This is a genomic window from Micromonospora sp. NPDC000207 (genome assembly GCF_040300925.1).
In the GTDB taxonomy this organism is placed as follows: Bacteria; Actinomycetota; Actinomycetes; order Mycobacteriales; family Micromonosporaceae; genus Micromonospora.
Genome location: NZ_JBEPEQ010000100.1, coordinates 1 through 21,030 on the forward strand (window position 1 = coordinate 1; position 21,030 = coordinate 21,030).

At 71.6% G+C, this 21,030-nt stretch carries 13 protein-coding genes and 3 pseudogenes; 8 read left to right on the top strand and 8 right to left on the bottom strand.

Annotated elements, in window-relative coordinates; all coding sequences use genetic code 11:
- Positions 1-256: 256 nt before the first annotated feature.
- Positions 257-616 (bottom strand): annotated as a pseudogene (locus tag ABT336_RS21610) (WhiB family transcriptional regulator); the annotation flags it as partial.
- A 252-nt stretch (positions 617-868) separates the two neighbouring features.
- Between ABT336_RS21610 and ABT336_RS21615 the strand changes: the two are divergent.
- The gene (locus ABT336_RS21615; protein WP_350898441.1) at positions 869-1,720 is read left to right on the top strand and encodes a helix-turn-helix transcriptional regulator; all 852 of its coding nucleotides are present in this window, start codon (positions 869-871) and stop codon (positions 1,718-1,720) included.
- A gap of 128 nt (positions 1,721-1,848) precedes the next feature.
- On the opposite strand, the gene ABT336_RS21620 is transcribed toward ABT336_RS21615, so the two are convergent.
- Positions 1,849-2,262 carry a DUF5319 domain-containing protein gene (locus ABT336_RS21620; RefSeq protein WP_350898442.1) on the bottom strand — a complete coding sequence of 138 codons (414 nt, stop codon included), beginning with the start codon at positions 2,260-2,262 and terminating at the stop codon, positions 1,849-1,851.
- Between the two features lie 196 nt (positions 2,263-2,458).
- Between ABT336_RS21620 and guaB the strand changes: the two genes are divergently transcribed.
- Entirely contained in the window at positions 2,459-4,021 is a 1,563-nt protein-coding gene (gene guaB / locus ABT336_RS21625) for an IMP dehydrogenase (RefSeq protein ID WP_350898443.1), read from the top strand.
- 33 nt (positions 4,022-4,054) lie between these two features.
- A complete protein-coding gene (locus ABT336_RS21630; protein WP_350898444.1) occupies positions 4,055-5,173 on the top strand; it encodes a GuaB3 family IMP dehydrogenase-related protein in 1,119 nt (372 codons plus the stop codon).
- 144 nt (positions 5,174-5,317) lie between these two features.
- On the opposite strand, the gene ABT336_RS21635 is transcribed toward ABT336_RS21630, so the two are convergent.
- On the bottom strand, positions 5,318-8,599 hold the full coding sequence (locus tag ABT336_RS21635; protein WP_350898445.1) for a ThuA domain-containing protein: 3,282 nt from the start codon (positions 8,597-8,599) through the stop codon (positions 5,318-5,320).
- Between the two features lie 224 nt (positions 8,600-8,823).
- Positions 8,824-9,969 (bottom strand): sugar phosphate isomerase/epimerase family protein, encoded by a 1,146-nt coding sequence (locus tag ABT336_RS21640; RefSeq protein ID WP_350898447.1) that lies wholly within the window; start codon positions 9,967-9,969, stop codon positions 8,824-8,826.
- A 501-nt stretch (positions 9,970-10,470) separates the two neighbouring features.
- Between ABT336_RS21640 and ABT336_RS21645 the strand changes: the two genes are divergently transcribed.
- Both ABT336_RS21645 and guaA read left to right on the top strand, forming a co-directional pair.
- On the top strand, positions 10,471-11,922 hold the full coding sequence (locus tag ABT336_RS21645) for a M1 family metallopeptidase (RefSeq protein ID WP_502891229.1): 1,452 nt from the start codon (positions 10,471-10,473) through the stop codon (positions 11,920-11,922).
- A gap of 146 nt (positions 11,923-12,068) precedes the next feature.
- Positions 12,069-13,622: a glutamine-hydrolyzing GMP synthase gene (guaA, locus tag ABT336_RS21650; protein ID WP_350898449.1), complete on the top strand. Its 1,554-nt coding sequence runs from the start codon at positions 12,069-12,071 to the stop codon at positions 13,620-13,622.
- A gap of 147 nt (positions 13,623-13,769) precedes the next feature.
- Here guaA and ABT336_RS21655 read toward each other — a convergent pair.
- Positions 13,770-14,072, bottom strand: a pseudogene (locus ABT336_RS21655) (PspC domain-containing protein); the annotation flags it as partial.
- A 174-nt stretch (positions 14,073-14,246) separates the two neighbouring features.
- Here ABT336_RS21655 and ABT336_RS21660 point away from each other — a divergent pair.
- From ABT336_RS21660 to ABT336_RS21670, 3 genes are all read left to right on the top strand, one after another.
- Complete coding sequence (locus tag ABT336_RS21660) at positions 14,247-15,194, top strand: NUDIX domain-containing protein (RefSeq protein ID WP_350898450.1); 948 nt, start codon at positions 14,247-14,249, stop codon at positions 15,192-15,194.
- 131 nt (positions 15,195-15,325) lie between these two features.
- On the top strand, positions 15,326-16,216 hold the full coding sequence (locus tag ABT336_RS21665; protein ID WP_350898451.1) for an NUDIX hydrolase: 891 nt from the start codon (positions 15,326-15,328) through the stop codon (positions 16,214-16,216).
- Positions 16,217-16,705: 489 nt separating this feature from the next.
- On the top strand, positions 16,706-17,641 hold the full coding sequence (locus ABT336_RS21670) for a CDP-alcohol phosphatidyltransferase family protein (RefSeq protein ID WP_350898452.1): 936 nt from the start codon (positions 16,706-16,708) through the stop codon (positions 17,639-17,641).
- 64 nt (positions 17,642-17,705) lie between these two features.
- Here the strand turns inward: ABT336_RS21670 and ABT336_RS21675 are convergent, their stop codons facing one another.
- The 3 genes and pseudogenes from ABT336_RS21675 to ABT336_RS21685 form a co-directional block, all read right to left on the bottom strand.
- Positions 17,706-18,959 (bottom strand): phosphatidylserine decarboxylase, encoded by a 1,254-nt coding sequence (locus ABT336_RS21675; protein ID WP_350898453.1) that lies wholly within the window; start codon positions 18,957-18,959, stop codon positions 17,706-17,708.
- A gap of 277 nt (positions 18,960-19,236) precedes the next feature.
- Positions 19,237-19,426: pseudogene (locus ABT336_RS21680) on the bottom strand (hypothetical protein); the annotation flags it as partial.
- On the bottom strand, positions 19,423-21,030 hold a 1,608-nt coding region (locus ABT336_RS21685; RefSeq protein WP_350898454.1), incomplete at its 5' end, for a PspC domain-containing protein. The gene ABT336_RS21685 and the pseudogene ABT336_RS21680, both read right to left, overlap by 4 nt.

The following is a 21,030-nucleotide window of genomic DNA, read 5'->3' on the forward strand; positions in this document are numbered from 1 at the left end:
CCCCGACGCTCTTCCGCTCTGCCCCGACACCGGCGCGGGTGCGGCCCCGACACCGGCGCGGGTGCCGGGGCCGGTGACACGGCGAAGCGCCCCGGGATCCGGGGCGCTTCGGTCGACGCGTGACGCCGGTGGCGCTCGGTGGTCAGACGGCGGTGGGCTGCGCGGGCACGTTCGCCGGGGCCGGCACGCTCGTCTGCACGGTGGCGGTGGGTCCGGCGGGGATCGTGGCGGTGGTGGGCACGGTGCCGGTCCCGGTCATCGCGGACTTGTGGCTGCCGCCCAGCCGGGCCTCCAGCCGGGTGACGTCGACCCGGGCCAGCCGGCGGTCGGCGGTGTCCTCCCAGCCGACAGCGAGCAGACGCAGCCGCTCGGACTCGCTGAACCCGCCCCAGACGCCGTACGGCTCGCGCACCGACAGGGCGTGGGCGGCACACTCGGCCCGCACCGGGCAGGCACGGCACACGGACTTCGCACCGGACTCGCGGCGCAGGCGGGAGGAGCCGCGTTCCCCGTCGGGGTGGAAGAACTGCGCGCTGTCGCGTCCCCGGCAGGAGCCGAGCCGCTGCCAGTCCCACAGGTCGACGATGGGTCCGGGCAGTCTGCGTACGTTCGACATCAGCACCCCTCCTCCCGCGCGGCATCGCGCGAATTCGTATCGGGCCGGCTCCGGTCGGCGGGCCGCGCTGGCGCACCGTCCCCGGCTCGACACTCCGGTACCCGGGCTGCTCACCGCTCACACGTGTCTGATCGAAAACCTCTCGCTACTCGCGGCATTTGTCCGAAAAGTCAGAAAAGTTCCGAGGATTGCCGGGAACCCCCTCCCGACGGGACGTCGCCGTGGTCTGCTCGTTCTCGGAGAGGAGACACAGTGCGTACTGTTCTCGTGTGCGTTCGGACACCGCTCGCCGCCCAGCACCTCGCGGCGGCCGCCGCCCGGCTCGGCCTGTCCTCCGTCGTCCGGACCGCCGTCTCCGATCCCGAGGTGATGCTGCGGCTCACCGAGCGACCGGCCGACGTGGTGCTGGCCGACACGGCGTTGACCCGGCCGGACAGTGCCGGGTTCGTCCGACGGGTGCTGGCCCGGGCCCCGCAGGCCGCCGTCCTGCTGCTAGGGGTGGAGGAGGGTGAGGCGGCGGCGGCCACCATCAGCGCCGGCGCCCGGGGCCTGATCCAGGGCGCCGACCACGACCTGACCAGCGCGGTGGCCAAGGCGTTGCTCCTGCTGGCCGTGCCCGGTCGCAGCGCCCGCCCTCGGGTGGGCGACCCGTCGCGGGACACTGCGGCCGTCGGCGGATCTGCGGCCCGGGGTGGCCGGGCCCCGGCCACCGGTGCCTCCGGATGGTCACCTGCCACCCAGGAGGCGACGGCGGGAGCGCCGACGGTGGTCCCCGTGCAGCGCGGCGACGACGAGGCCGAGGCCGAGGCGACCCCATCCGGGGCCACCTCGTCGGGGGCCACCTCGCCGAGTGCCACCGAGCCCGCCCGCCCCCGCGCCGGCGTGCCCCCACGGGGCGGTCGCAACGCGGTGGGACTCACCGAACGGGAACTCCAGGTGCTGCTCGGTATGGCCGAGGGCAAGAGCAACGCGGAGATCGGACGGGAGCTGTTCGTCTCCGAGGACACCGTCAAGACCCACGCCCGTCGGCTCTTCCGCAAGCTCGGCGCCCGGGACCGGGCACACGCGGTGGCGGCCGGCTTCCGCGCCGGTCTGGTCGCCTGAGCACCCCCGTCGGCGAGCGGCCCGCCCGTCCGCGAGTTACCTCCGTCGGTGAGCGCCCGCCCGTGGCGTGAGTGGCCCGCCCTTCCGCGTGAACGGCCTTCGTCCGTGAGTGGCCCGCCCGTCCGTGGTCAGTCGGCGGACGTCGGCGGGTCCTCCTCGGTGCCCTCGGTGAGGGTGTCGTGTACGCCGTCGGCGTACCCCCGGGCGTAGTCCCAGGTCACGTAGTGGTCGGGATCCGGGTCGTAGGCCGGCTCGTGCACCCGGGGACGCCCCGAGTTGAGCAGGTGCCGCAGGTTGCCCCGGAGCAGGTCCCAGTCGAAGTAGTGCGGCTCCCGACAGTCCTCACAGTCGATCACCAGCCCGCGTACCCCGATCGGCGTCAGCAGTGCCTGGTAGATCTCCAGGTCGGCCAGGTCCTCCAGCACGTCCTGTCGCTCGACCTCGGTCAGCGGGTCGAGGGGGGCGTCGTCGCCCGGATCGTGCAGGCCGGCTGCCGGATCCGCCGGGTCGCCGTTGAACGGGTCGATGGGCTCGTCTTGCACCCCCTCACCGTAGACCCAACGCCGACCGGACGCCCGCCCCCCGGCGGCGTCGATCCCCCGAGCCTCGGTGGACCCGCCGCCACAGGCGGTGGGCAGCTCACTGGGTACGATGAGGCGATGCGCGGGGCCCGGTGGCCCGGCGGACCGCCTCACCACCCCTCGCTGAAGCCCGTTCGACCAGCTCAGGAGAGCAATCGTGGAGAATTCGCCCGGTCCCGACGTTGCCGCAGGTGCCGAGAGTGGCGAGCTGGGCGGTCACCTTCCGGAACTGCCCGCCGGCTCGGCGAGGGTGGTGCCGCTCGGTCTGACCTTCGACGACGTGCTCCTCCAGCCGGGCGAGTCGGACGTCGTGCCGAGCCGGGTGAACACCGTCACCCAGCTCACCCGTAACGTCCGACTCACGGTGCCGCTGCTCTCCAGCGCGATGGACACGGTGACCGAGGCGCGGATGGCGATCGCGATGGCCCGGATGGGCGGCATCGGCGTGTTGCACCGCAACCTCTCCGTCGAGGACCAGGCCCTCCAGGTCGACCTGGTGAAGCGCTCCGAGTCCGGCATGATCACCAACCCGGTGACGGCCAGCCCGGACGACACCCTCCAGGAGGTCGACCAGCTCTGCGGGCGGTACCGGATCTCCGGGGTCCCGGTGGTCGACGGTGACGGGCAGCTCGTGGGCATCGTCACCAACCGGGACATGCGCTTCGTCTCCGAGCCGGCCACCCCGGTCCGCGAGATCATGACCCGGACGCCGCTGATCACCGCCCCGGTCGGGGTGAGCAAGGACGACGCGCTGAGCCTGCTCCGCCAGCACAAGGTGGAGAAGCTGCCGATCGTGGACGGCTCCGGCAAGCTGCGCGGCCTGATCACGGTGAAGGACTTCACCAAGAGCGAGCAGTACCCCAACGCCACCAAGGACGACGCCGGTCGGCTGCGGGTCGCCGCCGCCGTCGGGGTGGGGGAGGACTCCTACAAGCGGGCCCGGACCCTCGTCGACGCCGGTGTCGACGTGGTGATCGTCGACACCGCCCACGGCCACCAGCGGGCCGTCCTCGACATGGTCCGCCGGCTCAAGAAGGACGTCGCCGTCGACGTCGTCGGCGGCAACATCGCCACGTACGCCGGGGCGAAGGCCCTCGTCGACGCGGGCGTCGACGGGGTGAAGGTCGGAGTGGGGCCGGGCGCCATCTGCACCACCCGGATCGTGGCCGGCGTCGGGGTGCCGCAGATCACCGCGATCATGGAGGCGGCCCGGGCGGCCCGCCCCGCCGGGGTCCCGGTCATCGGTGACGGCGGCATCCAGTACTCCGGCGACATCGCCAAGGCCCTGGTGGCCGGGGCGAACACGGTGATGCTCGGCAGCCTGCTGGCCGGCTGCGAGGAGAGCCCCGGTGACCTGATCATCATCAACGGCAAGCAGTACAAGGCGTACCGGGGGATGGGGTCGCTCGGCGCGATGCAGTCCCGTGGTCAGGCCAAGTCGTACTCCAAGGACCGCTACTTCCAGCAGGACGTCCTGGCCGAGGACAAGCTGGTCCCGGAGGGTGTGGAGGGTCAGGTGCCCTACCGGGGCCCGCTGGCCCAGGTCGCCCACCAGCTCATCGGCGGGCTCCGCGCCGCCATGGGGTACGTCGGCGCGGAGAGCATCGCCGAGCTGCACCAGCGGGGCCAGCTCATCCGGATCACCGCGGCGGGGCTGAAGGAGAGCCACCCGCACGACATCCAGATGACCGTCGAGGCGCCCAACTACCACTCCCGCTGACCGCCACCCCGACGAACAACTGGAGCCCCCATCATGCGTGACGTGGTCGAGATCGGGCTGGGTAAGACCGCGCAGCGCGGTTACCACCTGGACGACATCGCCATCGTGCCGAGCCGGCGTACCCGGGACGTCGACGACGTCTCCACCGCGTGGCAGCTCGACGCGTACCCCTTCGCCATCCCCTGCGTCGGGCACCCCTCGGACGCCACCATGAGCCCGGCCTCGGCCGTCCGGCTCGGCGAACTCGGTGGGCTCGGCGTGCTCAACGTCGAAGGGCTCTGGACCCGGTACGAGAACCCGGCGAAGGTCCTGGAGGAGCTGGCCGCGCTGGGCGAGGACGCCCGCGCCACCAAGCGCCTCCAGGAGGTGTACGCCGAGCCGATCCGCCCCGACCTGATCGCCGAGCGGGTACGCGAGCTGCGCGCCGGTGGGGGCACCGTGGCGGTTCGGGTCTCCCCCCAGCACACCCTGGCGCTGGCCCCGGTGATCCTGGACGCCGGGGTGGACATCCTGGTCATCCAGGGGACCATCGTCTCCGCCGAGCACGTCTCCACCACCGACGAGCCGCTGAACCTCAAGGAGTTCATCGCCGACCTGGACCTCCCGGTCATCGTCGGCGGGTGCACCGACTACAAGACCGCCCTGCACCTGATGCGGACCGGTGCGGCCGGCGTCATCATCGGCACCGGTGGGGACGAGTGGTCGACCACCGAGTCGGTGCTGGGCATCCGGGTGCCGATGGCCACCGCGATCGCCGACGCCGCGGCGGCCCGCCGGGACTACCTCGACGAGACCGGCGGCCGGTACGTGCACCTGATCGCCGACGGTGACCTGCGTACCTCGGGTGACATCGCCAAGGCGCTGGGGTGCGGTGCCGACGCCGTGATGCTCGGCGAGCCCCTCTCGCTGTGCGCGGAGGCACCGGCCGGGGGTGCCTGGTGGCACTCGGCGGCCAGCCACCCGTCGCTGCCCCGGGGGGCGTTCGAGGTCGCCGGTGAGCCGATCGGTTCGATGGAGCAGCTGCTCTTCGGCCCGGCCGACGAGCCGGACGGCCAGCTCAACCTCTTCGGTGCGCTGCGCCGGGCGATGGCCAAGTGCGGCTACCGGGACCTCAAGGAGTTCCAGAAGGTCGGCCTGGTCCTGGACCGCTGACCTGCGGCTCGACCCGGACGGCCCGTCGACCTCCGACGGTTCGCCCCGGACGGGCCAGTCGACCTCCGGTCGGCCGACCGGGTAGACGAACGGAACCGGCCCCCGCCACTGTGGCGGGGGCCGGTCCTCGTCGTACCTCGGGGGTCAGTCGGTGTTGAAGTTGACCCAGTTGAAGTTGAACAGGTTGCTGGTCGGCCCGCCCTCGACGCTCCGGAAGACGAAGTAGAGCTTGTGTGAGCCGGCCGGCTGGTTCACCGCCACGTTCGTGCTGGTGAACGCGTTGTTGCCGGTGGTGGCGTTCAGGTTCGCGGTGCCCACCAGGGGCCCGTCGGGTGCGTCGAGTCGCAGCTCGACCTGGGCCCGGGGCTGACCGGCGGTGGCGGCCGACCCGCCGGAGTGCCGCAGCGTGATCGAGGTGACCCCGCCCAGGTTGATCGGGTCCATCGCGATGTGATCACCCGGGTCGATGCCGTTGACGTGCTGGCCGCCTCCGGTGTCGGCGGTGTTGGCCACCCCGACGCCCTGCTTGATCTGGGCGAACTCGGCCTGCTGACGGTAGAGCTGGATGATGGTCTGGCCGGTGCCGGTCAACGGTCCCTGACCGCCCCCACCAAGGTCGGTGTAGGAGGCGCTGAGCCCGCCGTAGAGGTAGCTGCCGGCGTGGTCGGCCCCGTCGGCCGGGGTCGGGATGGTGCCGGTGCAGCCGGTGACCGAGCCGTCCGGGTGGCCGTGGTCGTCGTGGCCGAGGACGAAGGTGACGGTGACCCGGGAGCAGTCGATCGTCCCGTCCTCGGGGTCGGTCACGGTGACCACGTACGGGACCTCGTCACCCCAGTTGAAGAGGCTGCCCGGGATGGGCGAGGTGACGGTCACCGTCGGGGCGGTGTTGCCGACGGTGATCTGTCGGGTCAGCACCGCGGTCTTCCCGCTGGAGTCGGTCACCGTCAACCGGGCGGTGTAGGTGCCGTTCTCGGTGTAGGTGAACGAGGTGACCGGGTCGGCCGAGTCGACTGTGCCGTCGCTGGTGAAGTCCCAGGCGAAGGAGATCGACTCACCCGGGTCCGGGTCGTAGCTGGCCGTCGCGTCGAAGTTGACCGTCAGCGGGGCCTGCCCCGAGGTCGGGCCGGCCTGGAGGTCGGCCACCGGGGCCCGGGTGCCCTTGACGTACCGGATCACCGAGAGTTGGGCCTCCGGGTTGGCCCGGAAGAAGCCCTTGCCGTACTCCAGGACGTAGAGGGACCCGTCCGGGCCGAACTCCATGTCCATCGGGCTGCTGAACGGGGTGTTCGGGACGAAGGACTCCACGTCGAAGAGCCGGTCCCGGCCGTTGGTCCGCATCATGAAGAACTTGTCGCGGGTGAACTCACCGAAGACCACGGCGTTGTCGTAGTACTCGGGGAACTTGACCTCGGAGGTCGAGTCCCTGTCGTACTTGTAGATCGGGCCGCCCATCGGGCCGACCCCACCGGTGCCGATCACCGGCCACTTGAAGTCACAGGCCTGGGCCGGGTTCTGGAGGTACGCCTCGGGACACGGGGTGGTGGCGTTGAAGGTGTACCAGAACTGCACCGGCTCGACCTTCGGCAGCTCCCGCAGACCGGTGTTGCGCGGCGAGTCGTTGATCGGGGCGGCGCAGTCGAAGGCCCCCTTCGGCGTACGGGTGGCGAAGTCGAAGTCGATGTACGGCTGGTCCGGGGTGTTGCAGTACGGCCAGCCGTAGTTGCCGGCCTTGTTCGTGGCGATCCACCTGCCGGTGCCCTCCGGGCCACGGTCCGGGTGGGGCACCCGGGCGTCGGGGGAGTAGTCACCGATGTAGACGAAGCCGTTGTCGGAGACGTCGAACCGGAAGGGGTTGCGCAGACCCATCAGGAAGATCTCCGGGCGGGTCTTCTCCGTACCCTCCGGGAAGAGGTTGCCGCGCGGGATGCTGTACGTCCCGTCGGCCTTCATCTTGATCCGGATGACCTTGCCCCGGAGGTCGTTGGTGTTGGCCGAGGAGCGCTGGGCGTCGTAGGCCGGCCCCTGGGTGGGCATCTCCAGGATCGGGGTGTACTGGTCCGACCCGGCGGCGTTGGTGTCGTCCCCGGTGACCAGGTAGAGCAGGCCCTTGCCGTCGAACCGGATCTCGCCGGCCACGTGGCAGCAGGCGCCCCGGTCGACGTCCACCCGCAGGATCTGCTGCTCGGTGGTCAGGTCCAGGCGGGGGGTGGGGTCCTCCACGAACTTCACCCGGGAGAGCTGGTTCCACCCCTTGTACGCGTCCCACGCGGTCGGGTCGTTCGAGGTGACCGGAGCGGTGCCCTCGTTGGTGCCCGGGATCTTCGGGGAGTAGTAGATGTAGACCCACTTGTCCTTGGCGAAGTCCGGCCCGATGGTGACGTACTGGAGGCCGTCCTCGTCGTGGGTGTAGACCGGGACGGTGGTGATCACCGGGCTGGCACCGGTGGCCGGGTCGTAGAGTCGGACCTCGCCGCCACGGGTGCTGTGCAGGACCCGGCCGTCCGGGAGCACCGACAGGTTCATCGGCTCGCCGGGCTCGTCGTTGAGGGTGACCTTCTCGTAGTTGGCCCACACCGTGGCGCCGCAGTCGCCCTCGACCACGCCGGCCGCCCACCGGATGCCACCGAGGATCTGCTTGCGGAAGGGGTTGTACCGGAAGGTGTCCCCGGTGTGGCCCAGACCGGTGTAGAAGGACCGCCCGCCCTGGTAGTCCTGGCACCAGGTGATCGGGTGGTCGAAGCCCATCGTGCCACCGGTGTAGCTGGCCTCGTCGAGGGTGGCGAGGACGTGCGCCTTGCCCCGGACGTTCGTGGAGAAGTTGTACCACTGGTCGGTGTGCTGAAGCTGACGCGGTAGGGTCTCGGTGGCCGGGTGGGCCCGGTCCGCCACGTCGATGACGGCCTCGGTGACCGAGGACTTGCCGGTGGCCTTCGCCCCGATCAGGTCCTGGTAGAACTGCCAGTCCGGCTCGGTCTCGGCGGCGGAGTGGATGCCGACGAACCCGCCACCGGTCTTGATGTACTCCTCGAAGGCGGCCTCCTGGGCCGAGTTGAGGATGTCGCCGCTGGTGTTGAGGAAGACGATCGCCCGGTACTTCACCAGCTCGTCGGCGGTGAAGAGGTTGGCGTCCTCGCTGACCGTGACGTCGAAGCCGTTGTTCTTGCCGAGGTTGCGCAGCAGGAGCGAGCCGTCCCTGATGGAGGCGCGGCGCTCACCGGCGGTCTTGGTGAAGACCAGGACGCCGAAGCTCTCCGGCGCCCGGACGTCGGAGCGGAGCGCGGCCGGGCCGTTCTCGGCGGCGACCATGTCCTCGGGCGGGGTGTCGAGCTCCGGGTTGGCGGCGGCGGCGGTGGGGGGTACGAGCGAAGCGGCGAGCATGAACCCAGCGGCGACGGCGAGCCATCGTCGGCCGGTCGAGACTTTCATGGTGCCTCCGGGGGTCGGCAGGCGCGCGGAAGTACCGGCGCGGGGGCCGGTGGCGCGGGTGCGAGGGGTGAACCTGGACTGACGACGCGGACCGCCGCCGTGCGGTACGTCGTCGGTGCCCGCGCGTGCCGCCGATCAGCGCGGGAACTGGAGGGGGCGCCTCGTCCGGCGACGGGCGGCCCGACCCGGGCGGGAGCCGGTGGACACCGGCCCCCGCCGGGGGATCACTTGGGCAGGTAGATGGTGAGGTCGGAGAGGTTCTGGTAGCTCCGGGCGGCGATGTCCAGGGACTGGCCCCGGTTGTCGTTGCCGCCGGGGGCGCTGTCCATCTCCCAGTTGGCGCTGGGGAAGTGCCGCTCGCCGATCGTCTGGAAGAACTGCTGGAAGTTGATGACGCCCTCGCCGAGGGGGGCGAAGTCGTACCCGTTGGTGGCGTCGGGGCGGCGGGTGCCGTCCTTGGCGTGGAACAGCGGGAACCGCCGGGCCCGGTCGGCCACGGTGAGGATCGGGTCGAAGAGGCTGGTCCTCTCGACCCCGTTGGGGTTGATGAACTTCTGGTGCTTGAACCGGGCCACGTACGCCCAGTAGATGTCCATCTCGAAGAAGACGTACCGGGGGTCGGTCTGCCCGAAGAAGTACTCCAGCCGGCGGATGCCGGAGGAGCGGGTCTGCTGACCGGCCGAGTTGCGGGGGCCCGAGTCGATGAGGAAGTTGTACTCGGCGTCGTGGTTGTGGGTGTAGAGCCGCATCCCCCGGGAGCGGGCCTGGCGGCCCAGCTCGTTCCAGATGTCGGCCTGGGCGTCCCAGTCGGCCTTGTAGGCACTGTTGGTCGGGGCGCTGCCGGTGCCGATGTTCCTCATCCCCAGCGTCTCGGCGATGTCCATCTGCTGCTGGAAGGTGCTGGGGTTGATGGTGACGTGGCAGCCGTTGGCGACCAGGCCGTTGTCGTCGAGTGCCTTGCGGATCTCGGCCGGGGTGATCTGTCGACCCAGGATCCCGGTGTTCTGGGTGAAGCCGGCGAACTCGATCTCCTTGTAGCCGATCTCGGCGAGCCGGGCGAGGACCCGCTCGAAGCCGTACGGCACCCCGCTGTCGTCGGGGGCGGCCGAGATCCGGTCCCGCACCGAGTACAGCATGCAGCCCCGGTTGCGGTCGGGGATCAGGGGAGCGGCCCGCAGACCGCTGCTGCCGGTGTCCGGGTCGGTCTTGCGGGTGGCGCCGAGGGCGGGTGCGGCGGTACTGAGCACCGGCATGCCGACGGCACCGATGGCGGCGGCGGCCCCGGCCGAGGCGGCGAGGAGCTTACGCCGACTGAGCCGACCGTCGGTGGTCTGCGTGACGGGGTCGTGGGAGAGCTGGGGGTCCGGCATCGTTGCACCTTCCTAGACGGCAGGGAGGCCGTCGAGCGTCCGTGACGGCGAGCCGCCGTCGGTGGGGAACACCAGGTGTGCGGCGGATCCGCCGGACGGCGCCGCCGAAGCGCCGTCGAGGTCCCCGGAGAGTCCGGTGGGGACCGTCGGTCCGCGATGAGGGGGAGTTTCGGGGGTTATGAGTCCACTCGCCGCCACGGGTGGACGTGTGCCGCCCCTCGGGGGAAGGGGCGACCGGGGCGCTGGCCAAGGTCGTCGTAGCGCGTGAGGAGTGTTGCGTCCGCGTTACATCTTGGGGTCAGACCTTAACTTCGGTGCCCCGCGAAAAGAAAGAACTCAGCAGGGCAAACTTTTGTATTTTTCGACGAAAGCCTGGTGGAGGGGGCCTGCTACGGCCTGTCCATCCCCGACCGACGTCCCGAGCCCGCCTAGGCTGACCGGAAGGATCGGCCGGACTGCTCGCGCGGGAGGATCGGCCGGACTGCTCTCACGGGAGGATCCATGGGTGTGACCCGACGCGGTACCCGACGGGCCGTCGGCCTGCTCCTGACCGGGGCGCTCCTGGTGGGCGGATGCCAGTCGGCACCCGAGCGCCGGGACGGGCCGTCCGGCGCACCCTCGTCCCCGGACTTCCGGCCCGGAGCCGCCGGAATCGGCGACGACTACTTCCCCACCTACGGCAACGGCGGGTACGACGTCGACAGGTACACGGTCCGGGTCCGCTACGACCCGGCCGACGAGCGGCTCACCGGTGCCACCACCATCGAGGCCACAGCCGTCGCCGACCTGTCGTCGTTCAACCTGGATCTCTCCGGGCTCACCGTCTCGAAGGTCACAGTGGACGGTGCCGACGCCCGGCACCAGCAGGAGGGCAGCGAACTGGTGGTCACCCCGGCCGCCGGACTCCGCACCGGCACCGGGTTCCGCACCGAGGTCACCTACGCGGGCAGACCACAGCCGATCGAGAACGAGACCCTCGGCGAGGGCGGGTGGCTGCACACCGCCGACGGGGCGGTCGCCCTCGGCCAGCCCGAGTCGGCGAGCAGTTGGTTCCCGGTCAACGACCACCCCTCCGACAAGGCCACGTACGACTTCGAGATCACCGTCCCGGAGGGGCTCACCGCTGTCAGCAACGGCGTACCGCAGGGTCGCAGCAGCGCCGACGGCTGGACCACCTGGAAGTGGGCCGAGCGGGTCCCGATGGCCAGCTACCTGAGCACCGTGGTGATCGGCCGGTTCCGGGTGAGCACCGGCGAGCACAAGGGCAGGCCGGTCTACCACGCTGTCAGCACCGGCCTGCCGAAGGGGCCTGCCGACGAGTCGATGGCCGCCACCGTACGGGTCGCCGACTACCTGGAGACCCTCTTCGGCCCGTACCCGGTGCAGGCGTACGGCGGGGTGGCGATCGCCGACCCCCGGATCCGGTACGCCCTGGAGACCCAGTCCCGCCCGGTCTACGGGCCGAGCTTCTTCGCCCGGGGCAGCAACGTCGAGGTCGTCGTCCACGAGCTTGCCCACCAGTGGTTCGGCAACAGCGTGGCGCTGACCAGGTGGTCCGACATCTGGCTCAACGAGGGCTTCGCCACCTACGCCGAATGGCTGTGGAAGGAACACGACGGTGGCCCCGGCGTGCAGCAGACCTTCGACGCCCGCTACGCCGAGGCGTCCCCGCAGCTGTGGAGCACCCCGCCCGGTCGGCCCGGCCCGGAGAACCTGTTCAGCGAGTCGGTCTACCAGCGGGGTGCGATGACCGTGCACGCGCTCCGGCTGGCCGTCGGTGACGAGGCGTTCTTCCGGATCCTCAGGACCTGGCCGGCGGAGAAGCGTGACGCCAACGCCACCACCGACGAGTTCGTGGCACTCGCCGAACGGATCTCCGGCAAGCAGCTCGACGACGTCTTCGACCCCTGGCTCTACGGCACCCGCCGCCCCACCCACCCCCAACCCCGCTAGTGAGGAAGGAAGGCCCCCGTCGGGTCGGGTGCCACCGGCCGGTCGGGTCGGGTCGCACGGGCCTGTCGGGTCGGGTGGGTCGGGACGTACCGAAAGCGGGGAGCCCGTGGTCGGTGCCGGGGTGACTGTCGGTAGGCTTCCTGCGCATGAGCACGCCTCGTCCCGTCCTCGTGGTGGACTTCGGAGCCCAGTACGCCCAACTCATCGCACGGCGGGTACGCGAGGCGAAGGTCTACTCGGAGATCGTCCCGCACACCATGCCGGTCGCCGAGATGCTGGCGAAGGACCCGGCGGCGATCATCCTGTCCGGGGGCCCGTCCAGCGTCTACGCGCCAGGTGCCCCGCAGGTCGACGCCGCGATGTTCACCGCCGACGTGCCGGTCTTCGGCATCTGTTACGGCTTCCAGGCGATGGCCCTGGCGCTCGGCGGCACCGTCGCGCGGACCGGGGGCCGGGAGTACGGCGGCACCCCGCTGCACCCCCGTGCCGAGGCCGGCGTCCTGCTCCGTGAGCTGCCGGCGGACCTCCCGGTCTGGATGAGCCACGGCGACTGCGTGACCGAGGCCCCCGACGGGTTCGTGGTGACCGCCGAGTCGGCCGGTGCGCCGGTCGCCGCCTTCGAGGACGTCGCCGGGCGTCGGGCCGGGGTCCAGTTCCACCCGGAGGTCGGGCACACCGCGTACGGCCAGGAGATGCTGACCCGCTTCCTGTACGGCATCGCGGGCATCGAGCCGACCTGGACGCCGGAGAACATCATCGACGACCAGGTCGCCCAGATCCGGGCGCAGGTCGGCGACAAGGAGGTCATCTGCGCCCTCTCCGGCGGGGTCGACTCCGCGGTCGCCGCCGCCCTGGTCCACAAGGCCATCGGTGACCAGCTCACCTGTGTCTTCGTCGACCACGGGCTGCTGCGCGCGGGCGAGGCCGAGCAGGTCGAGAAGGACTACGTCGCGGCGACCGGGATCAAGCTGAAGGTGGTCGACGCTGCCGACCGGTTCCTCGACGCGTTGGCCGGGGTGACCGACCCGGAGCAGAAGCGGAAGATCATCGGCCGGGAGTTCATCAGGGTCTTCGAGGCCGCCGCCCGGGAGGTCGCCGCGCACGGTGACGTCGAGTTCCTGGTGCAGGGCACGCTCTACCCGGACGTGGTGGAGTCCGGCGGGGGTAGCGGTACCGCCAACATCAAGAGCCACCACAACGTCGGGGGCCTCCCGGAGGACCTGAAGTTCGCCCTGGTGGAGCCGTTGCGCACGCTGTTCAAGGACGAGGTCCGGGCGCTCGGCCTCCAGTTGGGGCTGCCCGAGGCGATGATCTGGCGGCACCCGTTCCCCGGCCCCGGGCTGGCCATCCGGATCATCGGCGCGGTGGACCAGGAGCGGCTGGACCTGCTGCGCCGTGCCGACCTGATCGCCCGGGAGGAGCTGACCGCCGCCGGCCTGGACCGGGGGGTCTGGCAGTTCCCGGTGGTGCTCCTGGCCGACGTCCGCAGCGTCGGGGTGCAGGGTGACGGGCGCAGCTACGGGCATCCCGTGGTGCTGCGCCCGGTGTCGAGCGAGGACGCGATGACCGCCGACTGGTCCCGGCTGCCCTACGACCTGGTGGCGAGGATCTCGACCCGGATCACCAACGAGGTCGCCGAGGTGAACCGGGTCGTCCTGGACGTGACCAGCAAGCCTCCGGGCACCATCGAGTGGGAGTGACCCTCCCCGGGCAGGTCAGCCGGTCCTAGCCGGTCCCTCGGGCGGTGCCGTGGTGGACGTGGCGTCCGCCGTGGCGGTGGCCGGGTGGACCGGTTCGGTCGACGGCGGTTGTGCCGCCACCGGTGAGGTCGGCGCAGGTGCCGGAGCCGACGGGGACGTCGGCCAGGCGGGGTGGGGCTGCGGCGGGGGGAATCCGGGGGACGATCCCACCGGGTGCGGCCAGGCCGGCGCACCGTTCGGCTCCTCGGGCATCAGGAACCACAGGACCGGGTACGCGAGGGCGGCGAGGCCCCCGGTCAGGATCGTCGCCACCGCGAAGACCACCCGGACGAGGGTGGGGTCGACGGCGAAGTAGCGGCCGAGTCCACTGGCCACGCCGGCCACCATCCGGTCGGTGGTCGGGCGGCGGAGCTGCTTGTACGGGGCCTGAGCGGTGTGTGGAGAAGTCATGCCTCCACGGTGCCTCGCACGGGGCGTCACGACCTCGGTGACTGCCCGGATCCGTACCCTGAGTCGACCCGGAGGTGAGTGGCCTTACTCTGATCTATCTCCTCTGACCAGCATTACGTCAGGAATCCGACTCTTTTCCGCCGCGGTAACGCGCTCCGGGGAGAATTTCCCCTCGTGACCACCATGCTGGAGCCGCTCCGCAAGATCGCGGCATACGCAGTTTGTGCTGACTCAGTCGGTCGGGTGTTGCTGGTCCGCGCATCAGAGCGCTCCGGCACCCCCGGCACCTGGTCGTTGCCCGGCGGCGCAGTCGACCACGGCGAGGACCCGAACCACACCGTCGTCCGGGAGACCGCGGCAGAGACCGGGCTCTCGGTCGCCGTCTCCGGCCTCTCCGACGTCCTGGCCGACATGCGGGCGCTGCCCGAGCGGGCTATCACCATCCACACCGACCGGCTGATCTACCGGGTGTCGGTCCGTGGTGGCACCCTTACCGACCGGGTGGACCGGCCCACCGACCTGGCCCGCTGGTTCACCCTCGACGAGGCCCGGCTGTTGCCGCTGCGCTCGTTCACCGCCCGCGCCCTGGGCCTGTCGACCAGCTCGGTCGACGTGGTGCCGGACGAGGCTCCCGACTTCCCCTCCTTCTACGCGGTTCCCGGCCCGGACGGGCTGCACCGGGCACAGCGGTTCGCCGCCTACGCGGTGGCGACCGACCCGGCGGGTCGGGTGCTGCTCACCCGGGTGGCCGACGGCTACCCCGGGGCGGGCTGCTGGCACCTGCCCGGCGGCGGCACCGACTACGGCGAGCAGCCGGGGGCGGCGCTGATCCGGGAGCTCGTCGAGGAGACCGGGCAGACCGGCCGCCTGGTCGAGCTGCTCGGGGTGGCCAGCCACCGGGACGCCGCCTCCCTCGGGCCGGAGGGTTACCCGATCGACTGGCACGGCGTCCGCGCCTTCTACCGGGTCATGGTCGACCAACCGGCCCCACCCGTCGTGACCGATGTCGGCGGCTCCACCTGCGAGGCGCGCTGGTTCGGTAGGGAGGAGTTGGGGGCGCTGCCCTCCGACCGCCTCACCGAGGTCACCGCCGAGGCGGTGCAGGCGGCCCGGCTGACCTGACACCCTGGCCTCCCTCCCCGCCCGTCCCCTCCCTCCCCACTCGTCGGGTGTGGGGCCGACCGGGCGGCACGCCGGCCCATCTGTGGTTAGCCTCATGATCGACGAGGTGGGACGGGCGGGGAGGGTTCACTGTGGGTACGCGGGAACGACGGATCGGCTCCTACGGACTGTGTCGTGACGGTGGCCGCGTGCTGTTGGTGCGGGGGCCTGACGACTCCCTCTTCCCCGGGGCGTGGGGCCTGCCCGGGGGAACCGTGCAGCACGCCGAGCACCCGGCGCGCACCCTGGTACGCCGGTTCGTCGAGCAGACCGGGCTCTCCGTGGAGGTCGGCGGGGTGCACGCCGCAGTGGCTGACGTGGCCCACGTGTCCGATCGGGCGGTGCACACCGACCGGGTGGTCTTCGAGGTGACGGTCCGGCCGGGCGGATCCCGGGTCCCGTCCGACCGACACCCGGACGTGGCCTGGTGCACTACCGCCGAGGCGTCCCGCCTGGCCCTGCTGCCGTTCGTCGTCGAGCTGCTCGACCTGCCTGTCGCGCCGGCGTCGCCGACGTCGGAGCCCGCTCCGGTGGCCCTGACGGCCCAGGATCGCGACCGGGGTCAGCGGTTCGCCGCGTACGGGCTGGTCACCGACCCCGCCGGGCGGATCCTGCTCACGATGATCGCCGAGGGGTACCCGGGGGCGGGGCGGTGGCACCTGCCCGGTGGTGGCACCGACCACGGTGAGCAGCCGATCGCGGCCCTCCTGCGGGAGTTGGTGGAGGAGACCGGGCAGGTCGGTCGGGTGGTCGAGGTGGTGGACGTGGACAACCTGCACAACCCGAGGGCGATGGGTCCGGAGGGGCGGCCGATGGACTGGCACAGTGTCCGGGTCGTCTACCGGATGGTGGTGGACGTGCCGACCGAGGCGGTGGTGACCGAAGCGGCGGGAGGTTCGACCGCGCGGGCCGCGTGGTTCGCCCCGAATCAGATCGCTACCCTCTCATTGACCGAGGTGGCAGCCCGACTAACCGGGCGTTAAGCCGCATAGCTGACACCCGATGCGCCGGCCGTGGTGCTCTCCGGTAGAGTCGGTAGGTGAAGTTAATGCGCGAAACGGCTATCCAGCGGCAAAGTGGTTGAACTCCGCCAACCTGGGTAACTATCCGTCACGCAAGGAAGCGCGTCACCGGCGGATAAAAGTAGCAGGTGGGCCATCTGCCTCAAGTTGGGGCAGCCTGCCCAAATGGATGATATCGCCATAGACGGGAACAAGAGGGCGGTCGGCGCGGTTTAAGGGAGATACAAGTACCGCCGGCAGCTATCGCCAACCCCCGTTCCCCTGTGCAATTGTGTACTCCGCGAAACGGCTGCCGGGCCAGCAAGCGGTCCGGCACGAGAAGAGCCGGACCATCCCGTCCTCGTGGCGGTGATTCGATCCGGTGATGGAGGAACCGTGCCGAGAGCCCCATGGCGCCGGCGTCGTACGACTGACAGTCCGCGCCCCGCAGGGCGTCGCTGGGCGGGCAGGTTGCGCCGCAGCGGCACGTTCGCCCGACAGGTACTCCTGGTCCGGGTGGGTCGCCAGAACGGCGACTCGTCCACCGGAACCGACCTGGTCCTGCCCGAACACCGTCACGTCGACCGGCCACGCCGCCGATACGGCCTGGGCCGCACAGTCGGTGCCGAGGCGACGACGATCGCTCCGGTCAGCCCGGCGGTGCCCCCCACCGTCCGTCCGGTGCCCGTCGACGAGTCACCGACTGCGACCATCCCGCTGCTCCCCGGTGAACGCACAGTCGGTCGGCGGCTGAAGTTCGCACTCGTCAACGCCTGCACCCTGGCCAGCCTGGTGCTCGGCATCAACGCCATCTTCGTCGCCATGCACGGCGAGGTGCGGCTCGCCGCGCTGCTGCTGATCGCCTGCGTGGCCTTCGACGGCCTCGACGGCCTGCTCGCCCGCCGGCTCGGTGTGGCCAGCCCGTTCGGCGCGCAGATGGACTCGCTGGCCGACATGTGCTCGTTCGGGCTCGCCGCCCCGGTGGTGGTCTACGCCTCGCTCGCCGGGTCGGCCCCCACTGCCGCCGCGGCGGTGGCCGCCGCACTCGTCGCCGCCTGCGCGGCGATCCGACTGGCCAGGTTCAACGTCTCGCCGAAGGACGGCCGGTTCTTCTGCGGCGTCCCCACCACGATGGCCGCCGCGGTGCTCGCCCTCGGCGTGGCCATCGGCCTGGAGGTGCCGGCGGTGCTCCAGGTCGCCGGGGTCGCCCTGCTGGCCTTCACCATGGTCTCCAGCTTCCCGTACGCCAAGCTCGCCCGCCTGGTCAAGCTGCCGCCGTGGGTGTGGCTGGTGCCGGTGACCGGTGCGCTGATCGACGTCCGGCTCACCTTCGCGCTGATCGTGGTGGGCTACCTGGCCAGTGGACCGCTGCTCTGGCTGCACCAGCGCCGGACCGCCGGCGTCTGATCGAACCGACGAGAACGGGGTGCCGCGCGGACGCGGCACCCCGTTCTCGTCGTTCCCGCAGTGACTACTGCCAGCGGGCGATGACAGTGGATCCGCCGGCCACCCGGTCACCGGGACCGACGAGCGGCTCGGCCGCGTCGGCCGGGAGGTAGACGTCGGTCCGCGAGCCGAACCGGATCAGTCCGAACCGCTCGCCCCGGGCCAGCAGCGACCCGATCGGCGCCCGCTGCACGATCCGCCGGGCGATCAGGCCGGTACGCTGCGCGACCACAACCGTTCCGTGGTCGGTGTCCAACACCGTGTACGCCGCGACGTTGTGCTCGGCCTCCGGCTTCATCGCATTGGCGAACCCGCCGTCGGCGACGAAGTAGTCGGCCACCTTGCCGGCCACCGGGGAGCGGTTGACGTGCACGTCGAGGACGGACAGGAAGACCGCCACCCGGAGCCACTCGCCGTCGCCGAACCGCTCGTCGTAGAGCCGCTGGACCGACAGGACCTCACCGTCGGCGGCGGCGACCACTGCCGACGGGTCCTCCGGCACGTCCCGCTGCGGGTCGCGGAAGAAGGCGGCGACCGGGATCGCGGCCAGCGCCGGTACCAGCCACAGCTTCGACTTCGGGCGGGTCACCCGGGCCAGTCCGGCCAACCCGAGGGCGATGCCGGCCGCGGCCACCCCGTTGGAGTCGATGTGCATGCCCCGGGTCAGCGGGACGCTTGACGGCCGGTGGGCCGGGGCCAGCCGGGCGGCCCGAGCCACCTCCGCCACTGTCAACCGCAGCCGGTGGATCCGTACCGGAGGCTTGTTGCGCAGCACCAGGTCGGTGCCGACGCCGAACAGCGCGCTCTGGCGCTCCAGCTCCGCCGCCGCGCCCTCGGTCCGGCCGGGAAGGGCGGGCGTCGCCACGGTGATCACTCCACCCTCGGCGAGCAGCTTGCCCAGACCCTCGATCGTGGCCCGGGCCTCGTCGGCGGTGCCGGTGAGCGGCTCGGCCACCACGATCACCTCGGCGGTGTCGGCCTCGCCGAGGGAGTCCACGACGCGTACCCGGTCGGCGATCCACCGACCCTGAGTCTCGACGTGCAGGCGCAGGTCGGCGGCGGTCGACCCGGCCGCCGCGACGACTGTGAGCACGTCACCCGGCAGCAGCGCGTCGAACGCTGCGGCGAGCGCCGCGGACTCCGGGTCCGCACCGACGAGCAGCGCGGGCTTGGGGTCGTTGTGGCGGGCGAGTTCGGTGACGAGGGTACGAGCGGCACGCTCGCCGATGCGGACCGGGCCGGGCCGGCCGGCGGCGGGCACGGCGGGGGACTGGGTCATCTCGAACGGGCTCCTGACGAGGTAGCTGACGGCAATCGCGGCGTGACGCGGTGGCACGGACCCACGGGGCGGGGGAGATCTCCCCCGGCCAGCATAAGCGCCGTCCGGCACCGACCACACCGCTGTGGTCAGTCGAGGGCCCGGTCCCGCCCGATCGGTGGGGCATCGTGGCCGTCGACGAGAGACTGTTCGACTGTCACGTCCGGCCGGGCCGACTCGTCCAGCGGGTCCTGTCCGTCGGGTTCGGTCTGTCCGTCGGGTGCGGTACGCCCGGTCTTCGACGACCGGGCCGCGCGTACCACACCCGCCAGGCCGAGCAGGCCGACCAGGAGCAACGCCCCGGCGACGAACCAGCCGACCGCCGGAGCGACGAACCCGACCAGCTGGGCGACGAGCCACCAGACCGCGATGCCCAGGAAGATCAGTCCGAAGGCGAACGAGACGAGATCCGTGCGGTGGGTCCTCATCGGGTCACCACCAGGTGGCCGGCCTTGACGTTGACGTACAGGGTCAGCGTCCCGCCGCCGGAGCCGTCCACGCCCGAGTCGAGGACCCTTCGGTCGCGGTTGTCGACTCCGCTGGTGCGCTGGCCGAGGATGTCCGCCTCACCGGCGCGTACGTCGCTGATCACAGTGACGTCGACGTCCGAGGGCAGATGCACGATGGCCTCCCCAAAGTTGATCGAGACGGTGACCTGACTGTCCTGGCCGTCGAAGTCGACGGCACGCAGGTCCAGTACGGCGCGGCCGAAGAAGTGCTCGTACCGGTCGGAGAGTTCGGTGTGGTCGGCTGGTGTCCAGGTGACGTTCCCGTCGTACGTGCGGACCCGCTGCCAGGACTCGCCCACGGTGACCACCCCGAGCGCCGCTGTGGCGACCAGGCCCAGGGCGATCAGCCACCGGGCGCGGCCGAACCACGTGCCGACCAGGAGCCCGACCCCGATGGTCGCCAGGGCCACCGCGAAGTACGCCGACGGCCGGGCCGACACGACGCCGAGCAGGTCGAGCACGGCGAGGACGCCGAGGGCGACGAAGATCAGGGAGAAGGTGACAGCCCCCAGCGGGGACCGCTCCCGGGGCCGCTTCGGCGGACGGGGCGCCGCCTGCGGCGGTCCGGGCGGGACCGGTGGTGGCGGGGGGCCGCCGTAGGGCCCGTGGGGTGCGAACGGCGGCCGGTAGCCGCCCGGCGGAACCGGCGGGTAACCGGCCCCGACGGCACCCGGGCCCCACGAGGGTACGGCCGACGTCGGGACCGCCGCCGTCGTCTCCGACCCGGGCGGCGGGGTCGGCGGTGCGGGAACGGGCGGTGCCACTGTCGGGGGCACGCCCGGCCAGGCAGGGACGGTCCCGCCTCCCGCCGGTCCGGCGAAGTGCTGCCCTGCGGTACGCGGCGGCACGCCGGGGGGCACCGCCCCCAACCCGGCAGCGGGGTAGGCGTCCGGCATCGCGTGGTGCGGGGCGACTGCCACCGGCACCGTCGCGTACGGCGGCACGGCGAACGGTGCCGTCCCGTCCGTCGGCGCAGCCCCGAACGGCGGCGGACCGCCTGGCGGGTGGGAGCGGCCCGGCGCACCGTTGCGTTCCCGGTTGAGCAGCAGCGCCCCACCGACAAGGATCGCCACACCGAGGAGTAATGCGGTGAAGGCGTCGGTGACGATGTAGGTGAAGATCACCGCGACCACGATGCTCAGCACGATCACCGTCACCGGCGACATGCTCGACCGGCCCCGCCCGAGCATCGACTCGACAGGGGAGGCGGTGTCCCCCTCACCCGGGATGATCAGCCAGGCGCTGAGGTAGACCAGGATGCCGATCCCGCCGAAGAACCCGAGCACGGCGAGCATGACCCGCCACAGCACCGGATCCGTGTTGGTGGCCCGACCGATCGCCACGCAGACCCCGGCCAGGTACCGCCCGTCGCGGGGCCGGACCAGGCCGTACCGCGAGGTGAAGGCGGCGCTGCCCGGCGGTGGCGGCCCCCCGGCCGCACCTGACGACGGACCGGCGCTGCCGGGCGGTGGCGGCCCGGCGGGACCGGGAGGCGGCGGACCGGCATTGCCAGGCGGGGGCCC